The 13,431-nt window shown below is 70.8% G+C and carries 13 protein-coding genes and 2 tRNA genes; 10 read left to right on the forward strand and 5 right to left on the reverse strand.

Annotated elements, in window-relative coordinates; genetic code table 11:
- The first annotated feature begins 135 nt into the window (after positions 1-135).
- From ACQKIP_RS24330 to ACQKIP_RS24345, 4 genes are all read left to right on the forward strand, one after another.
- Positions 136-858 (forward strand): M50 family metallopeptidase, encoded by a 723-nt coding sequence (locus ACQKIP_RS24330; protein WP_365860768.1) that lies wholly within the window; start codon positions 136-138, stop codon positions 856-858.
- A 56-nt stretch (positions 859-914) separates the two neighbouring features.
- On the forward strand, positions 915-2,231 hold the full coding sequence (gene aroA / locus ACQKIP_RS24335; protein WP_365860538.1) for a 3-phosphoshikimate 1-carboxyvinyltransferase: 1,317 nt from the start codon (positions 915-917) through the stop codon (positions 2,229-2,231).
- Positions 2,232-2,247: 16 nt separating this feature from the next.
- Complete coding sequence (gene rsgA / locus ACQKIP_RS24340; protein WP_365860537.1) at positions 2,248-3,261, forward strand: ribosome small subunit-dependent GTPase A; 1,014 nt, start codon at positions 2,248-2,250, stop codon at positions 3,259-3,261.
- A 118-nt stretch (positions 3,262-3,379) separates the two neighbouring features.
- A complete protein-coding gene (locus tag ACQKIP_RS24345) occupies positions 3,380-3,703 on the forward strand; it encodes a DMT family transporter (protein ID WP_190082031.1) in 324 nt (107 codons plus the stop codon).
- A 22-nt stretch (positions 3,704-3,725) separates the two neighbouring features.
- On the opposite strand, the gene ACQKIP_RS24350 is transcribed toward ACQKIP_RS24345, so the two are convergent.
- The gene (locus ACQKIP_RS24350) at positions 3,726-4,331 is read right to left on the reverse strand and encodes a TetR/AcrR family transcriptional regulator (RefSeq protein WP_365860536.1); all 606 of its coding nucleotides are present in this window, start codon (positions 4,329-4,331) and stop codon (positions 3,726-3,728) included.
- 162 nt (positions 4,332-4,493) lie between these two features.
- On the opposite strand from ACQKIP_RS24350, the gene hisN reads away from it, so the two are divergent.
- Entirely contained in the window at positions 4,494-5,294 is an 801-nt protein-coding gene (gene hisN, locus ACQKIP_RS24355; RefSeq protein ID WP_365860535.1) for a histidinol-phosphatase, read from the forward strand.
- Between the two features lie 157 nt (positions 5,295-5,451).
- Positions 5,452-5,850, forward strand: coding sequence for a CBS domain-containing protein (locus ACQKIP_RS24360; RefSeq protein ID WP_365860534.1), 399 nt, complete (start codon positions 5,452-5,454; stop codon positions 5,848-5,850).
- A gap of 84 nt (positions 5,851-5,934) precedes the next feature.
- On the opposite strand, the gene ACQKIP_RS24365 is transcribed toward ACQKIP_RS24360, so the two are convergent.
- Positions 5,935-7,404, reverse strand: a complete 1,470-nt coding sequence (locus ACQKIP_RS24365) for a catalase (RefSeq protein WP_365860766.1) — start codon at positions 7,402-7,404, stop codon at positions 5,935-5,937.
- A gap of 158 nt (positions 7,405-7,562) precedes the next feature.
- Here ACQKIP_RS24365 and ACQKIP_RS24370 point away from each other — a divergent pair, with 158 nt between their 5' ends.
- The 4 genes from ACQKIP_RS24370 to ACQKIP_RS24385 all read left to right on the forward strand — a co-directional run bounded on the left by ACQKIP_RS24370 (position 7,563) and on the right by ACQKIP_RS24385 (position 10,909).
- On the forward strand, positions 7,563-7,979 hold the full coding sequence (locus ACQKIP_RS24370; RefSeq protein ID WP_365860533.1) for a Fur family transcriptional regulator: 417 nt from the start codon (positions 7,563-7,565) through the stop codon (positions 7,977-7,979).
- 88 nt (positions 7,980-8,067) lie between these two features.
- Positions 8,068-8,871, forward strand: a complete 804-nt coding sequence (locus tag ACQKIP_RS24375) for an ABC transporter ATP-binding protein (protein WP_365860532.1) — start codon at positions 8,068-8,070, stop codon at positions 8,869-8,871.
- The gene (locus ACQKIP_RS24380) at positions 8,868-9,743 is read left to right on the forward strand and encodes an ABC transporter permease (protein WP_365860531.1); all 876 of its coding nucleotides are present in this window, start codon (positions 8,868-8,870) and stop codon (positions 9,741-9,743) included. The genes ACQKIP_RS24375 and ACQKIP_RS24380 overlap by 4 nt, the downstream gene beginning before the upstream one ends.
- A gap of 26 nt (positions 9,744-9,769) precedes the next feature.
- Positions 9,770-10,909 carry an ABC transporter substrate-binding protein gene (locus tag ACQKIP_RS24385; RefSeq protein ID WP_427744057.1) on the forward strand — a complete coding sequence of 380 codons (1,140 nt, stop codon included), beginning with the start codon at positions 9,770-9,772 and terminating at the stop codon, positions 10,907-10,909.
- A gap of 58 nt (positions 10,910-10,967) precedes the next feature.
- Here ACQKIP_RS24385 and ACQKIP_RS24390 read toward each other — a convergent pair.
- From ACQKIP_RS24390 to ACQKIP_RS24400, 3 genes are all read right to left on the reverse strand, one after another.
- A tRNA-Met gene (locus tag ACQKIP_RS24390) sits at positions 10,968-11,041 on the reverse strand.
- 207 nt (positions 11,042-11,248) lie between these two features.
- Complete coding sequence (locus tag ACQKIP_RS24395; protein ID WP_365860529.1) at positions 11,249-13,117, reverse strand: tetratricopeptide repeat protein; 1,869 nt, start codon at positions 13,115-13,117, stop codon at positions 11,249-11,251.
- A gap of 221 nt (positions 13,118-13,338) precedes the next feature.
- Positions 13,339-13,412: transfer RNA gene (locus ACQKIP_RS24400), tRNA-Met, on the reverse strand.
- Positions 13,413-13,431 lie beyond the last annotated feature (19 nt).

Here is a 13,431-nt window from a genome sequence, read left to right on the forward strand (position 1 = left end):
GGCTCCCACTTCTCGATCTCAAAGATTCCTGCGAGATCCTCGGGCCTACGACTCGATGCATACCGTCCGCACATACGTGCCAGACTGCCAGACCCCGTACGACCAGAGGAGCCGGTCCCGACAATGGCACGAGCAATGGAAAGCATGGCGAACGCCAGCCTGACCGACCTCTGGGACCGCGTCTTCGGCACCCAGGCAGCCCCCGACGAGTGGCTGGTCATCGCCACCGGTCTCGTCGCCCTCGCCGTCGTCGTCCCGCACGGCATCTGGCGGGTCGCCCGCAACGCCATCACCATCGCGCACGAGGGCGGCCACGGCCTGGTCGCCCTGCTCACCGGGCGGCGCCTGGACGGCATCCGGCTGCACTCCGACACCAGCGGCCTCACCGTCTCCCGGGGCAAGCCGACCGGCCTCGGCATGATCCTCACCGCGGCGTCGGGCTACACCGCGCCGCCCCTGCTCGGCCTCGGCGGCGCCGCGCTGCTTGCCGCCGGGCACATCACCGCGTTCCTGTGGCTCGCCACGGCGCTGCTCCTCGTGATGCTCGTCATGATCCGGAACGCGTACGGCGCCCTCACGATGATCATCACCGGCGGCGCCTTCCTGCTCGTCTCCTGGCTGACCAGCTCGCAGGTGCAGGCGGCGTTCGCGTACGCGGTGGTGTGGTTCCTGCTCCTGGGAGGCGTGCGGCCCGCCTTCGAATTGCAGTCCAAGCGCAGGCGCGGCGGCGCGGGCGACTCGGACGCGGACCAGCTCTCCCGGCTCACGCACGTCCCGGCGGGTATGTGGCTCTTCCTCTTCCACGCCGTCTCACTGTGCTCACTGATAGGCGGCGGACGCTGGCTGCTCGGCCTCTGACCCGGCCTCTGAGCAGCGCCGACTGCGCCGTCACCGTGAGCCACTAAAGTGTGGGCATGACCGTGAACCCAGCGCACGACACCCTCTGGCCAGCCCCGCACGCGAGCGGAGCCGTCGCCGCGACGGTCCATGTGCCCGGGTCCAAATCGGTCACCAACCGCGGCCTCGTCCTCGCCGCCCTCGCCGCCGAGCCCGGCTGGCTGCGCCGCCCGCTGCGCTCCCGCGACACCCTCCTGATGGCGGGCGCCCTGCGCGCACTGGGCGTCGGCATCGAGGAGGGTGTGGGCCCGGACGGCTCCGGCGAGGCCTGGCGGGTCATCCCCTCCGGCCTGCACGGCCCCGCCACGGTCGACGTCGGCAACGCCGGCACGGTCATGCGCTTCCTGCCCCCGGTCGCCGCCCTCGCCGACGGCCCGATCCGCTTCGACGGCGACCCCCGTTCGTACGAGCGTCCGCTGCACGGCGTGATCGACGCCCTGCGCGCGCTCGGCGCCCGCATCGACGACGACGGCCGCGGCGCGCTGCCGCTGACCGTGCACGGCGGCGGCGCCCTGGACGGCGGCCCGGTCGACATCGACGCCTCCTCGTCCTCGCAGTTCGTGAGCGCCCTGCTGCTCTCGGGACCGCGCTTCAACCAGGGCGTCGAGGTCCGGCACACCGGCACCGCCCTGCCCTCCATGCCGCACATCCGGATGACCGTCGACATGCTCCGCGCGGTCGGCGCCCAGGTGGACACCCCGGAGTCGGGCGGCGAGCCGAACGTGTGGCGGGTCACCCCCGGCGCCCTGCTCGGCCGCGATCTGACCGTCGAGCCCGACCTCTCCAACGCCCAGCCGTTCCTGGCCGCCGCTCTTGTCACCGGCGGCCGCGTGACGATCCCGGACTGGCCCGCGCACACCACGCAGCCCGGCGACAAGCTGCGGGAGATCTTCACGGAGATGGGCGGTTCCTGCGAACTGACCGCGCAGGGGCTCGTGTTCACCGGCTCGGGATCGATCCACGGCATCGACGTGGACCTGAGCGAGGTCGGCGAGCTGACCCCCGGCATCGCGGCCGTCGCGGCCCTCGCCGACTCCCCCTCGACCCTGCGCGGCGTCGCCCACCTGCGGCTGCACGAGACGGACCGCCTCGCGGCCCTCACCAAGGAGATCAACGGCCTCGGCGGCGACGTCACCGAGACCGCCGACGGCCTGCACATCCGCCCGCGCCGGCTGCACGGCGGGATCTTCCACACGTACGACGACCACCGCATGGCCACCGCGGGCGCCATCATCGGCCTGGCGGTGGAGGACGTACAGATCGAGAATGTCGCGACGACGGCGAAGACGCTGCCCGACTTCCCCGACCTCTGGACCGGAATGCTCGGGAACTGACGGGCGGATCCAGAACATGCGCCGCTACGGAAAGAACCCCGACGAGGACGACATCCGCGTCCGCCCCAACCGCAAGGGCAACCGCCCGCGCACGCACATCAGGCCCAAGCACGAGGACGCGTCGGACGGCATGGTCCTCACCGTCGACCGGGGCCGCCTGACCGTCCTGGTCGACGACCGGATCGTGATGGCCATGAAGGCCCGCGAACTGGGCCGCAAGGCCGCCGTGGTGGGCGACCGGGTCGCACTCGTCGGCGATCTCTCCGGCAAGAAGGACACTCTCGCGCGCATCGTGCGCATCGAGCCGCGCACGTCCGTCCTGCGGCGCACGGCCGACGACGACGACCCGTACGAGCGGGTGGTCGTCGCCAACGCCGACCAGCTCGCCATCGTCACGGCCCTCGCCGACCCGGAGCCGCGCCCGCGCCTGATCGACCGCTGCATCGTGGCCGCGTTCGACGGCGGTCTCAAGCCGGTCCTCGTCCTGACCAAGTCCGACCTGGCATCGGCCGACAAGCTCCTGGAGACCTACTCCACGCTCGACGTGCCCTACGTCGTCACCAGCCGCGAGGAGTTCACCGACGGCGCGGAGCTCGCCCGCGTGCACGAACTGCTCGACGGCAAGATCACCGCGTTCGTCGGCCACTCCGGGGTGGGCAAGACGACGCTGGTCAACGCCCTGGTCCCGGAGGAGCGCCGGCGCACCACCGGGCACGTCAACGCCGTCACGGGCCGCGGCCGGCACACCACCACGTCGGCGCTCGCGCTGCCCCTGTCGGGCGGCTCCGGCGGGTGGGTGGTCGACACGCCCGGCGTGCGCTCCTTCGGCCTGCACCACGTCGACCCGTCCCGCGTCATCCTCGCCTTCCCCGATCTGGTGCCGGGCACGGAGGGCTGTCCGCGCGCGTGCAGCCACGACGAGCCGGACTGCGCGCTCGACGCCTGGGTGGAGGAGGGGCACGCGGACCCCGCACGTCTTTACTCGCTGCGCAGGCTGCTTGCGACCCGTGAGCGACGCGAGGGCGACTGACCTCGCCGTTGTTTGCGCCGGGGCGTTGCGGCAAAGGCATAATCACACCAAGCCTGTGCCAAGCCCGTACCAAGCCAGGCGAAGCGGTCACCGACGCAGAGTTGCGGGAGGCAGAAACATGGCGTGGCTGCTGGTCATCGTCGCGGGGTTCCTGGAGACCGGTTTCGCGGTCTGTCTCAAGCTCTCGCACGGCTTCACCCGGCTCTGGCCGACGATCACCTTCGCCGCCTTCGCGCTCGGCAGCTTCGGCCTGCTCACGCTCGCACTGCGCAAGCTCGACGTGGGTCCCGCGTACGCGGTCTGGACGGGCATCGGCGCCGCGGGCACCGCGATCTACGGCATGGTCTTCCTGGGTGACGTGGTCTCCACGCTCAAGATCGTCTCCATCACGCTGGTGATCGCCGGTGTCATCGGCCTCCAGCTGTCGGGCTCCGCCCACTGATCCTGCGGCGGACGCGGGCCGCTCAGGCGCTGGTCCAGCGCCCCAGGACCCCGCGCACCAGCTCCACCGGGTCCTCCCCCGCGGGCGAGGGCGCGACGACGTACGAAAGTGCCATCCGTACGGCGCTCTCGCATGCCATGGCCAGCTCTTCGGTGTCCTTCGGCCGTGCCCTGCCGTTCAGCGCGTTCACCGCCTTGTCCCGGACGAGGGCGAGGAGTTCGGCGGGCGACGGAACGCCCGCGTCGGCGCGCCGCTGCGCCGGTACGGGTGACGCGGAGACCCCCGGCCTGGTCGGCGCGGGCAGGCGTTCGCTCCAGCAGCCGGTGAGCATGGCCCTGGCGAGTTCGTTGCCGCGCGCCGCGGCGATGGTCCACGCGCTCAGGGCGGCGAGCCGGTCCACCGGGCCGCCCTCCACGGCCAACGCGTGCTCCACGCCGCGCAGATAGGCGTCGGTCTCGCGCCGGAGCAGGGCGCGGGCGAGGCCGTCCTTGCTGCCGAACTCGTTGTAGAGGGTCTGCCGGGACACTCCGGCGGTGGCCGCGACATCGACCATGCGGACTGCTGGCCACGGCCGGCGAGCCAACGCCGTGGCGGCCGCGTCCAGTAAGGATTCCCGTGCTGCAGGCATCGTCGCCTCCCGGGGCCGAAGCGGCTCTGCGGCCAGCGTTGACGTGCTCGGAGGCGGTGTCAATAGCTCCGGCGGGACCTCGCACGGGATGCGTCATGTCCCGGAACAGCCCGGACATACGGCGCTGTGGCTCAGCCAGAACGAGATCGATACTGTTCACTCATGCCCGACTACCACGATGATCTGCGTCTTGCCCATGTCCTCGCGGACGCCGCCGACGCCGCGACGATGGACCGGTTCAAGGCTCTGGACCTCAAGGTCGAGACCAAGCCGGACATGACGCCGGTGAGCGAGGCGGACAAAACGGCCGAGGAACTGATCCGGTCGAACCTGAAGCGGGGGCGGCCGCGCGACGCGATCCTCGGCGAGGAGTTCGGCGTCGAGGGCACGGGCCCGCGCCGCTGGGTCATCGACCCGATCGACGGCACCAAGAACTACGTACGCGGTGTGCCGGTCTGGGCCACGCTGATCTCCCTGATGGAGGCGGGCGAGGGCGGCTTCCAGCCGGTGGTGGGCGTCGTGTCGGCGCCCGCGCTCGGCCGCCGCTGGTGGGCCGCGAAGGGCGCCGGTGCCTACACCGGGCGCAGCCTGACCTCCGCCACCAGGATCCACGCCTCCAAGGTGTCGCGGCTCCAGGACGCCTCCTTCGCGTACTCCTCGCTCACGGGCTGGGAGGAGCAGGGCCGCCTCGACGGGTTCATGGACCTCACGCGCGCGGTCTGGCGCACCCGTGGGTACGGCGACTTCTGGCCGTACATGATGGTCGCCGAGGGATCGGTGGACATCTGCGCGGAGCCCGAACTCTCGCTCTGGGACATGGCGGCGACCGCGATCATCGTGGCCGAGGCGGGCGGCACCTTCACCGGCCTCGACGGCGCTCCGGGCCCGCACAGCGGCAACGCCGCCGCGTCGAACGGCCTGCTGCACGACGAGCTGCTCGGCTACCTCAACCAGCGCTACTGAGGCGCACATGACCCGCGCGCCTCTGACGTGCGCGCCCTGAACCGGCAGCACGCGCCCCCTTGTTGGCGGCCCGCATGGCTGCGACTCTGAGAGTCCCCCCACTTGTGAACTTGTGAATCGCTTCTCTTGCGGTCCACTCAGGAGGTGGCTCAAGCCCATGCTCGTCCGCGACGCCATGAGCACGATGGTCCTCACCATCGGTCCCGCCCACACACTGCGCCAGGCGGCCAGGCTGATGTCGACGCGCCGCGTCGGCGCGGCCGTCGTCCTCGACGCCGACACCGGCCTAGGCATTCTGACCGAGCGCGACGTCCTCATCTCGGTGGGTCTCGGGCAGAACCCCGACACCGAGACCGCAGGCGCCCACACCACGACCGAAGTCGTCTTCGCCGCACCGTCCTGGACCCTGGAGGAGGCCGCGGACGCCATGTCGCACGGCGGCTTCCGGCATCTGATCGTGATGGACGAGAACGAACCGACCGGGATCGTCTCGGTCCGCGACATCATCCGCTGCTGGGCACCGGACAGGAGCCGCGTGCCGACCCTGACGGTCTGAGCACCGCGCGAACGGCAGAAGGGCCGGACCCCCGAGGGGATCCGGCCCGACTGTTCTCCCGGGGACGGGCTGCGACGAGCGAGGTCAGCCGCGCAGGGCCTGGACCGCGGCTTCGAGCCGCTTGCCGAAGTCACCGTCCGCCTGACGGAAGTTGTTGATCGCGCGCTCGGCGATGTCGTCGCGCGAGACACCCGCGATGTTGCCCGCGAGGTTCTCGATCAGACGGCTCTTCTCGTCCTCGGACATCTTGCGGTAGAGGTTGCCCGCCTGCACGAAGTCGTTGTCCTCGGCGTGCGAGGGAGCCTCGTGGTTGCCCGTGCCGCCGGTGACGGGGGTGGACACCCACAGCGGGCGGTCCGTCTGGAAGGGGCCGCCGAAGGAGTTCGGCTCGTAGTTCTTCGCGCCCTTGTGGCGGCCGTCGTACAGGAAGCCGTCACGCGAGTTGGTGCGCGCCTCGGTGGCGTGCGGACGGTTCACCGGCAGGTGGTCGGCGTTGATGCCGACGCGGTAGCGGTGGGCGTCGCCGTACGCGAAGAGGCGGCCCTGGAGCATCTTGTCCGGGGAGGGACCGATGCCGGGAACGAAGTGCGCGGGCGAGAAGATGCTCTGCTCGACCTCGGCGAAGATGTTCTCCGGGTTGCGGTTGAGCTCCAGCTTGCCGATCTCGATCGGCGGGTAGTCCTCGTGCGGCCACACCTTGGTGAGGTCGAACGGGTTGAAGCGGTACGTCGACGCGTCCGCGGCCGGCATGATCTGCACCTGCACGGTCCAGGACGGGAACTCGCCGCGCTCGATGGCCTCGCGCAGGTCGCGCTGGTGGGAGTCGGGGTCCTCACCCGCGAGCTTCGCCGCGTCGGCCGCCGTCAGGTTCTTGATCCCCTGGTCGGTCTTGAAGTGGTACTTGACCCAGAAGACCTCGCCGGCCTCGTTGTTCCACTGGTAGGTGTGCGAGCCGTACCCGTTCATGTGGCGCAGCGTCGCCGGGATGCCGCGGTCTCCGAAGAGCCAGGTGACCTGGTGGGTCGACTCGGGGCTCAGACCCCAGAAGTCCCACACGTTGTCGGCTTCCTGCGAGCCCGTGTACGGGTCGCGCTTCTGCGTGTGGATGAAGTCGGGGAACTTGATCGCGTCCTTGATGAAGAAGACGGGGGTGTTGTTCCCGACCAGGTCGTAGTTCCCCTCCTCCGTGTAGAACTTCAGCGCGAAGCCGCGGGGGTCGCGCACGGCGTCGGCGGAGCCGAGGTTGCCGGCGACGGTGGAGAACCGGAGGAAGGTCTCCGTCTGCTTGCCGACCTCGGAGAGGAACTTGGCACGCGTCCACTGCGAGACGTCGCGGGTCAGCGTGAAGGTGCCGTACGCACCGGCGCCGCGTGCGTGGACGATGCGCTCCGGGATGCGCTCGCGGTTGAAGTGCGCGAGCTTCTCGAGCAGCGCCTGGTCCTGGACCAGGACCGGACCGCCGGCACCAGCGGTCTCGCTGTTCTGGTTGTCGGCGACCGGCGCGCCGGCCTCCGTGGTGAGCGGTCCCTGCGTCACGTGCGCCTCCTGCGTCATTTCCTGCAAGTCCTGTCCTTGGGCGTTGCTCTTGGCTTCGACCGATGCCCTTGGCCTCTGCCGAACTCGATCCTACGATGGACTTTGTCTAAGTCAAGTAAACATCCAAAGTCACACATGGTCGGGACTTAGCCTTCCCGCCTGCTAGGCTGGTTTTCATGAGCGACCTGTTGGAACGACTGCGCGGACGCGGCTGGCGCATGACCGCGCAGCGACGCGTCGTGGCCGAGGTGCTCGACGGGGATCACGTGCATCTGACCGCGGACGAGGTGCACGCCCGCGCCGTGGACAAGCTCCCCGAGATCTCCAGGGCGACGGTCTACAACACCCTGGGCGAGCTGGTGACCCTCGGCGAGGTCCTCGAAGTCTCGACGGACCGCAGGGCCAAGCGGTACGACCCGAACGCCCACCGCCCCCACCAGCACCTGGTGTGCGCGCAGTGCGGCACGATCCGCGACGTCCACCCCACGGGCAACCCCCTGACGAGCCTCCCCGACTCGGAACGCTTCGGCTTCACGATCGAGGGCGCAGACGTGACATACCGGGGCACGTGCCCCAGCTGCGCGGGGGCGTAAGGCTTCCAGCGGACCCCTTCCGAAACCTGACGGTGCGTCATATGGTCGGCGGCGCCATTTATCCGCCTGCCCTCCGCAAGGAGACCCCGTGGGAGACCCGCACCCGAAACTAGAAGCCCACGCAGTAACAAGAACCTTCGGCCGCGGCACCAAGGCCGTGAACGCACTGGGTCCGGTGGACCTAAAGATCACCCCCGGCGAGTTCACCTGCATAGTCGGCCCCTCAGGCTGCGGAAAAGCAACGCTCCTCCGCATAGCCGCAGGCCTCCTCCGCCCCAGCAGGGGCAAGCTGACCATCCGCACGGCCGCGCAGCGACCCGCCGCGATGATCTTCCAGGACTACGGCATCTACGACTGGAAGACCGTCCAGGCAAACGTCCGCTTCGGCCTGGACATCCAGAAGACCCCCCGCCGGGAGGCGGACGCCCGGGCCAGGGACTGGCTCACCCGCCTCGGCCTCGCGGACTTCGCCGACGCCTACCCCGCCACCCTCTCCGGCGGCATGCGCCAACGCGTCGCCATCGCCCGCGCCCTGGCCGTGGAGCCCGAGATCCTCCTGATGGACGAGCCGTTCGCGGCCCTGGACGCCCAGCTCCGCACGATCCTCCAGGACGAACTCCTCGACCTCACCCAGACCACCCGCACCACCACCCTCTTCATCACCCACAGCCTCGAAGAGGCGATCGTGCTCGGCGACCGTGTGCTTGTCATGTCCGCACGACCGGGCCGCATCATCGCCGAACACCGCCCGCCGTTCCCCAGGCCCCGCACCGGTGACGTACGCGCCACCCCGGAATTCACCGCGCTCAAGGGCGAGTTGTGGGACCTGCTGCGCGGCGAGGTGGTCCGTAAAGACGGGCAGGTCTCGCAGGACGAGGCGGTACCGGCATGACGACGGCCACCCCGCGCAAAACGGCAGACCCCGACGACGGCCTGCTCGTCCGCGAGCCCGGCCCCCACGAACTCCACCCCACCCGCACCCACCGCAGGCGCCGCACCCTGGAGACCGGCCTCGCCGTCGCCGTCCCCCTCGCCCTGATCCTGCTGTGGCAGCTGGCCGCCACTCAGGCCTGGATCGACGACCGCGTCTACCCCGCGCCGCAGACCATCCTGGAGGACGGCTGGCAGCGCGCGGCGGACGGCGATCTGTGGCCCGACGTGTGGGCCACGCTCAAGCGTGTCCTCGCCGGCTACGCGATCGGCACGGTCACCGGCTACGCGCTCGGCCTCCTCATGGGCTCGCTCTCCCTCGTACGCGCCGCCCTCGAACCGCTTCTGGACGCGCTGTACGTCGTACCGAAGCTGGCCCTGCTGCCCGTCTTCCTGAACATGTTCGGCCTCGGAGAAGGCCCGCAGATCGCGCTGGTGGCGGCCACCGTCTTCTTCTTCGTCTGGATCTCGACGATGGCGGCGGTGCTCGCCGTACCCTCCGGGCACCGCGACGCGGGCCAGGTCTTCGGCGCGTCGCCGTGGCAGATGTTCCGCCACGTCCTGCTGCCCGCCTCGCTGCCCGCCGTGCTCGTCGGCGCGCGGATCGCGGCGGGCGTCGCCGTCCTGGTGATCGTCGCCTCGGAGCAGATCGCCGCGTCGGACGGCCTGGGGCACCTGATCTTCGACTCCCGGGCGCTGTTCCAGAACGACGTGATGTTCGTCGGCATCGTCTGCGTCGCCGTGCTCGGCGTCGTCTTCTCCGAACTGGTGCGGATCGCGGGCCGGCTGCTCACTCCCTGGGCCCCGCGCGACCGCGGCAGAAGCCAGTCATGAACCATTCGTACGCGTACGGAGGCTCCATGCACACCCGCATCCGCATGTTCACGCTGCTCGTGGCGGGCTCGCTGCTCGCGTCCGCGGGCTGCGCGAAGGAGGACGACACCGCCGACCGGGCCGCGCCTGCCAAGCCCCGTACGGTCAAGGCGGTCGCAGGCTGCGGCAAGGGCAGCTGGACGGACCCGTCCGACCTCGCGGCGGACCGCGCGCCCGCCCGCTGCGACAAGGGCGCCCCGGCTCCGCGCCCCCTGCCCAAAGAGCGCAGCCTCACCATCGCCACCGGCACGCTGAGCGCCGAATATGTCGCACCCCTCCAAATGGCCGTGCAGAAGGGCGAGTTCAAGAAGGAGGGCCTGGACGTCCACCTCAAGGTGCTCCCGACCCCCGACGCACTCCCCCTCCTCGCCAAGGGAGACATCGACGCCCAGTGGGCCGCCCCCGAGGCCGCCGTCATGAACGGCATCACGGGCGGCTTCACCATCAAGTGGGCGGCCGGGAACTTCTCCCCGGACCCCCGTTCCAAGAGCGGCCTGTGGGTGAAACTGAAGAAGGGCGAGAGCGCGGACCGCGTCCCGATGGCCGGCCGCAAGCTCGGCACGATGATCGGCAAGGGCTCGGTCATCTCGTACCCCATGGGCACGACCCTGAAGAAGCACGGCGGCGGCCTCGACAAGATCCAGTTCCAGCAGCTGGGTTCGGCGGACGTCCTGACCGCCCTCCAGAACGGCGGCACCGACTCCGCCTGGCTCCTCGACCCGGTCTGGCGCAAGGTCGACGGCGACAAGCGGTACGCCTTCCTCGGCGGCCAGCCACAGGGCGAACCGCTCGGCGGCCTGCTGTTCGGCCCCAATCTCCTGACCAAGGACCCGGACGCGGGCGTCGCGCTCCTTCGGGCGTACATCAGGACCGTGAACACGTACTTCGCCGGTGACTACAAGGCGGACAAGGCCTTCGTCTCCGATCTCGCGAAGCTCCTGAAGACCGACGAGGCGGTCCTGGAGTCGACGCCGTCCCTGCGCATGGACTGGGAGATCCGGTCGGGGACCACGGACCGGCTCCAGGCGGCGTACGAGGCTGCGGGCGTCGCCGAAGGCGAGAAGGTCCCGGAGAACAAGGCGGTGGACCGCGATTTGTACGGGGAGGCGGTCGGCCACAAACCGTAGCTGCCCCCGAACACACCAGAGGCCGGGAAGCTGATGCTTCCCGGCCTCTGGCCTTTAGTAGCGGGGACAGGATTTGAACCTGCGACCTCTGGGTTATGAGCCCAGCGAGCTACCGAGCTGCTCCACCCCGCGCCGTTGTGATGCAACCGTACGCCAACCGCGACGACCAGCGCAAATCCGTTCCGGGGCGTTGCTGTGGCGGGAGGTCCGCCTGGCTGTGGGCAGGCGTTCCGCAGGGCGGAACGGGTGGGCACAGCCCACCCACGGCCCGCACCCGCCCCACGACAGCAAGCCGCACCAAGCGCAGGCGCAGGCCCACCGCAAAGGCACCGGCAGGGGCTACGCGGTCAGCTCCTGCTGAAGCGCCTCGCGCAACCGCGCCGCCCGCTCGGAAACCTCAGCCGGCCCAAGCTCCACGGCACGTGAAGCCCACCGCTGCCCCTCCACCAGCTGCCCGCGCCGAGCGTAAAGCAGCGCGAGCCGAAGCGCGGCCCGCCCGTGCCCCGCGTCAGCGGCCCGGGTCCACCACAGGGCGGCCTCGGGCTCACTGCCCTCACGCGCAAGCAGCAGCCCCAGATTGAACGCCCCGTTCCGGCTGCCCGCATCGGCCGCGAGGCGGTACCACCGCGCCGCCTCGACGACATCCCCGCGCCCCGCGGCCAGCATCCCGACCCGCACCTGCGCACGCCGGTGCCCCTGCTGGGCAGCCCGCTCGTACCACTCCTCGCACTCGGTCTTCTCCGCGGCGGGCTCCCCGAGCGCGGGCGGCCCGGCGGCGGAGCGCCGCGCGTCGAGGACGGTGCCGAGGCGGTACGCCGCCTCCGCGCTGCCGCCCCCTGCCGCGCACCGCAGATGCCGCTCGGCCTCCTGCTCGTCGCCGTCCCGCAGCCGCGCGGTGCCGACCTGGAGCGCGGCCTCGGTGTGCCCGGCGGCCGCCGCACGCTCGTACCAGGGCAGGGCGGAGTCCTCGTCGTCACGGGACGCGTACAGAATCCCGAGGTTGAACGCCGCGTCGACACTGCCCGCCTCCGCGGCCTTGGAGAACCACGGCTCGGCACCCGCCGCGTCGCCGCCCTGGAGCAGCAGCACGGCAAGCGCGTTGGCGGCCTCGCGGTGACCGGCGTACGCGGCACGCCGGTACCACTGGTCGGCCTGTACGGTCCGCCCCTGCTCGGCGCAGAGCAGCCCGAGGTTGTACGCGCCGTTCACGTCGCCCGCGTCCATGGCGGCCCTGTACCACCGCTCGGCGGTCTGGGTCTCGCCCCGCTCGGCGTGCAGCGCGCCCAGGGCGTTCGCGGCGTTCCCGTCGCCGTCCTGGGCCGCTTTCAGCCACCAGACGGCGGCGCTCTCCTCGTCGCCCGCGTCACGCAGCAGGAAGCCCAGAGCGCAGGCGGCGCGCGCCTCCCCGTCCTTCGCGGAGTTCAGGTACCAGCGCCCGGCCTCCTTCAGCTCGCCGCGCTGCTCCAGGATCGCGCCGAGGTGCAGCGCGGCCCGCCGGTGCCCGCGCGCGGCGGCCTGGCGGTACCACTGCTCGGCCTCGGCGGAGGCGGAACGCGCCCCTTTTGCGCCGGTCTTCGCACCGGACTGCGCACCGGACTTGGCGCCGGACTTGGCGCCGCCCCTCGCACCGGCCTTGGCCTCGCCCCGCTCAGCCGTGGCACGCCGGTCCAGGGCGCGGGCGATGCGGTACGCCGCCTCGCGGTGACCGCGCTCGGCCGACGCCCGCATCCAGCGCTCGGCACCGACGTCACCGCGGTGCTCGAGAAGGTCGGCGAGGGCGTACGCCCCCAGGGCGTGGCCCTGCTCGGCGGACTGCCGCAGCCAGTACTCCGCGGCGGGCTCGTCGCCGCGCTCGCGGTGGTGGCGCCCCAGCGCGTGCGCGGCCGCGGCGGAACCGGCGACGGCGGCGACCCGCCACCACCCGGCGGCCTCGTCGGCGTACCCGCGCTGGTGCAGGAGGACTCCGAGGTTGTTGGCGGCGGCTCGGTCACCCTCGGCGGTCGCCGCGCGCAGCAGAGATTCGGCCCCGTCGAGATCACCGCGGCGCAGCAGAAGGCTTCCGAGGACGCTCATCGCGTCGACGTCTCCGGCCTCGGCGGCCAGCCGATGGCGCAATTCTTCGGCGGCCGCCCCGGGATCCTCCCGGTCGGCCGGCTGCACAAACCGCCCTGTCTCCAACAGAGTTGCCTTGTCCCCCATAACGTCCATCGTCGCACCACCTGCAACCTGGGTACACCTGGTATACCGCAGCCAGTGAGGTCACTTCAGCGTTTTGTCGACATGCCCACAGAGAGATAAGTCAAACACAGATTTCCCAACTCCCCCCGTGCGGAGCACGGTTCGCACAGACCAGCGCACACGGCCGCAACGACCCCACGCACACATGACGAAGGCCCGGATCCGATAAGGATCCGGGCCTTCGTCGTGAGTAGCGGGGACAGGATTTGAACCTGCGACCTCTGGGTTATGAGCCCAGCGAGCTACCGAGCTGCTCCACCCCGCGCCGTTGTGATGCAACCGTA

This window comes from Streptomyces sp. NPDC059900, assembly GCF_050270335.1.
Taxonomy (GTDB): domain Bacteria; phylum Actinomycetota; class Actinomycetes; order Streptomycetales; family Streptomycetaceae; genus Streptomyces.

Bases quoted from the DNA above. Each gene is read 5' to 3' on its own strand.
- ACQKIP_RS24330 (WP_365860768.1), top strand. From the start codon at position 136: ATGGAAAGCATGGCGAACGCCAGCCTGACCGACCTCTGGGACCGCGTC.
- aroA (WP_365860538.1), top strand. From the start codon at position 915: ATGACCGTGAACCCAGCGCACGACACCCTCTGGCCAGCCCCGCACGCG.
- rsgA (WP_365860537.1), top strand. From the start codon at position 2,248: ATGCGCCGCTACGGAAAGAACCCCGACGAGGACGACATCCGCGTCCGC.
- ACQKIP_RS24345 (WP_190082031.1), top strand. From the start codon at position 3,380: ATGGCGTGGCTGCTGGTCATCGTCGCGGGGTTCCTGGAGACCGGTTTC.
- ACQKIP_RS24350 (WP_365860536.1), bottom strand. From the start codon at position 4,331: ATGCCTGCAGCACGGGAATCCTTACTGGACGCGGCCGCCACGGCGTTG.
- hisN (WP_365860535.1), top strand. From the start codon at position 4,494: ATGCCCGACTACCACGATGATCTGCGTCTTGCCCATGTCCTCGCGGAC.
- ACQKIP_RS24360 (WP_365860534.1), top strand. From the start codon at position 5,452: ATGCTCGTCCGCGACGCCATGAGCACGATGGTCCTCACCATCGGTCCC.
- ACQKIP_RS24365 (WP_365860766.1), bottom strand. From the start codon at position 7,404: ATGACGCAGGAGGCGCACGTGACGCAGGGACCGCTCACCACGGAGGCC.
- ACQKIP_RS24370 (WP_365860533.1), top strand. From the start codon at position 7,563: ATGAGCGACCTGTTGGAACGACTGCGCGGACGCGGCTGGCGCATGACC.
- ACQKIP_RS24380 (WP_365860531.1), top strand. From the start codon at position 8,868: ATGACGACGGCCACCCCGCGCAAAACGGCAGACCCCGACGACGGCCTG.
- ACQKIP_RS24385 (WP_427744057.1), top strand. From the start codon at position 9,770: ATGCACACCCGCATCCGCATGTTCACGCTGCTCGTGGCGGGCTCGCTG.
- ACQKIP_RS24395 (WP_365860529.1), bottom strand. From the start codon at position 13,117: ATGGACGTTATGGGGGACAAGGCAACTCTGTTGGAGACAGGGCGGTTT.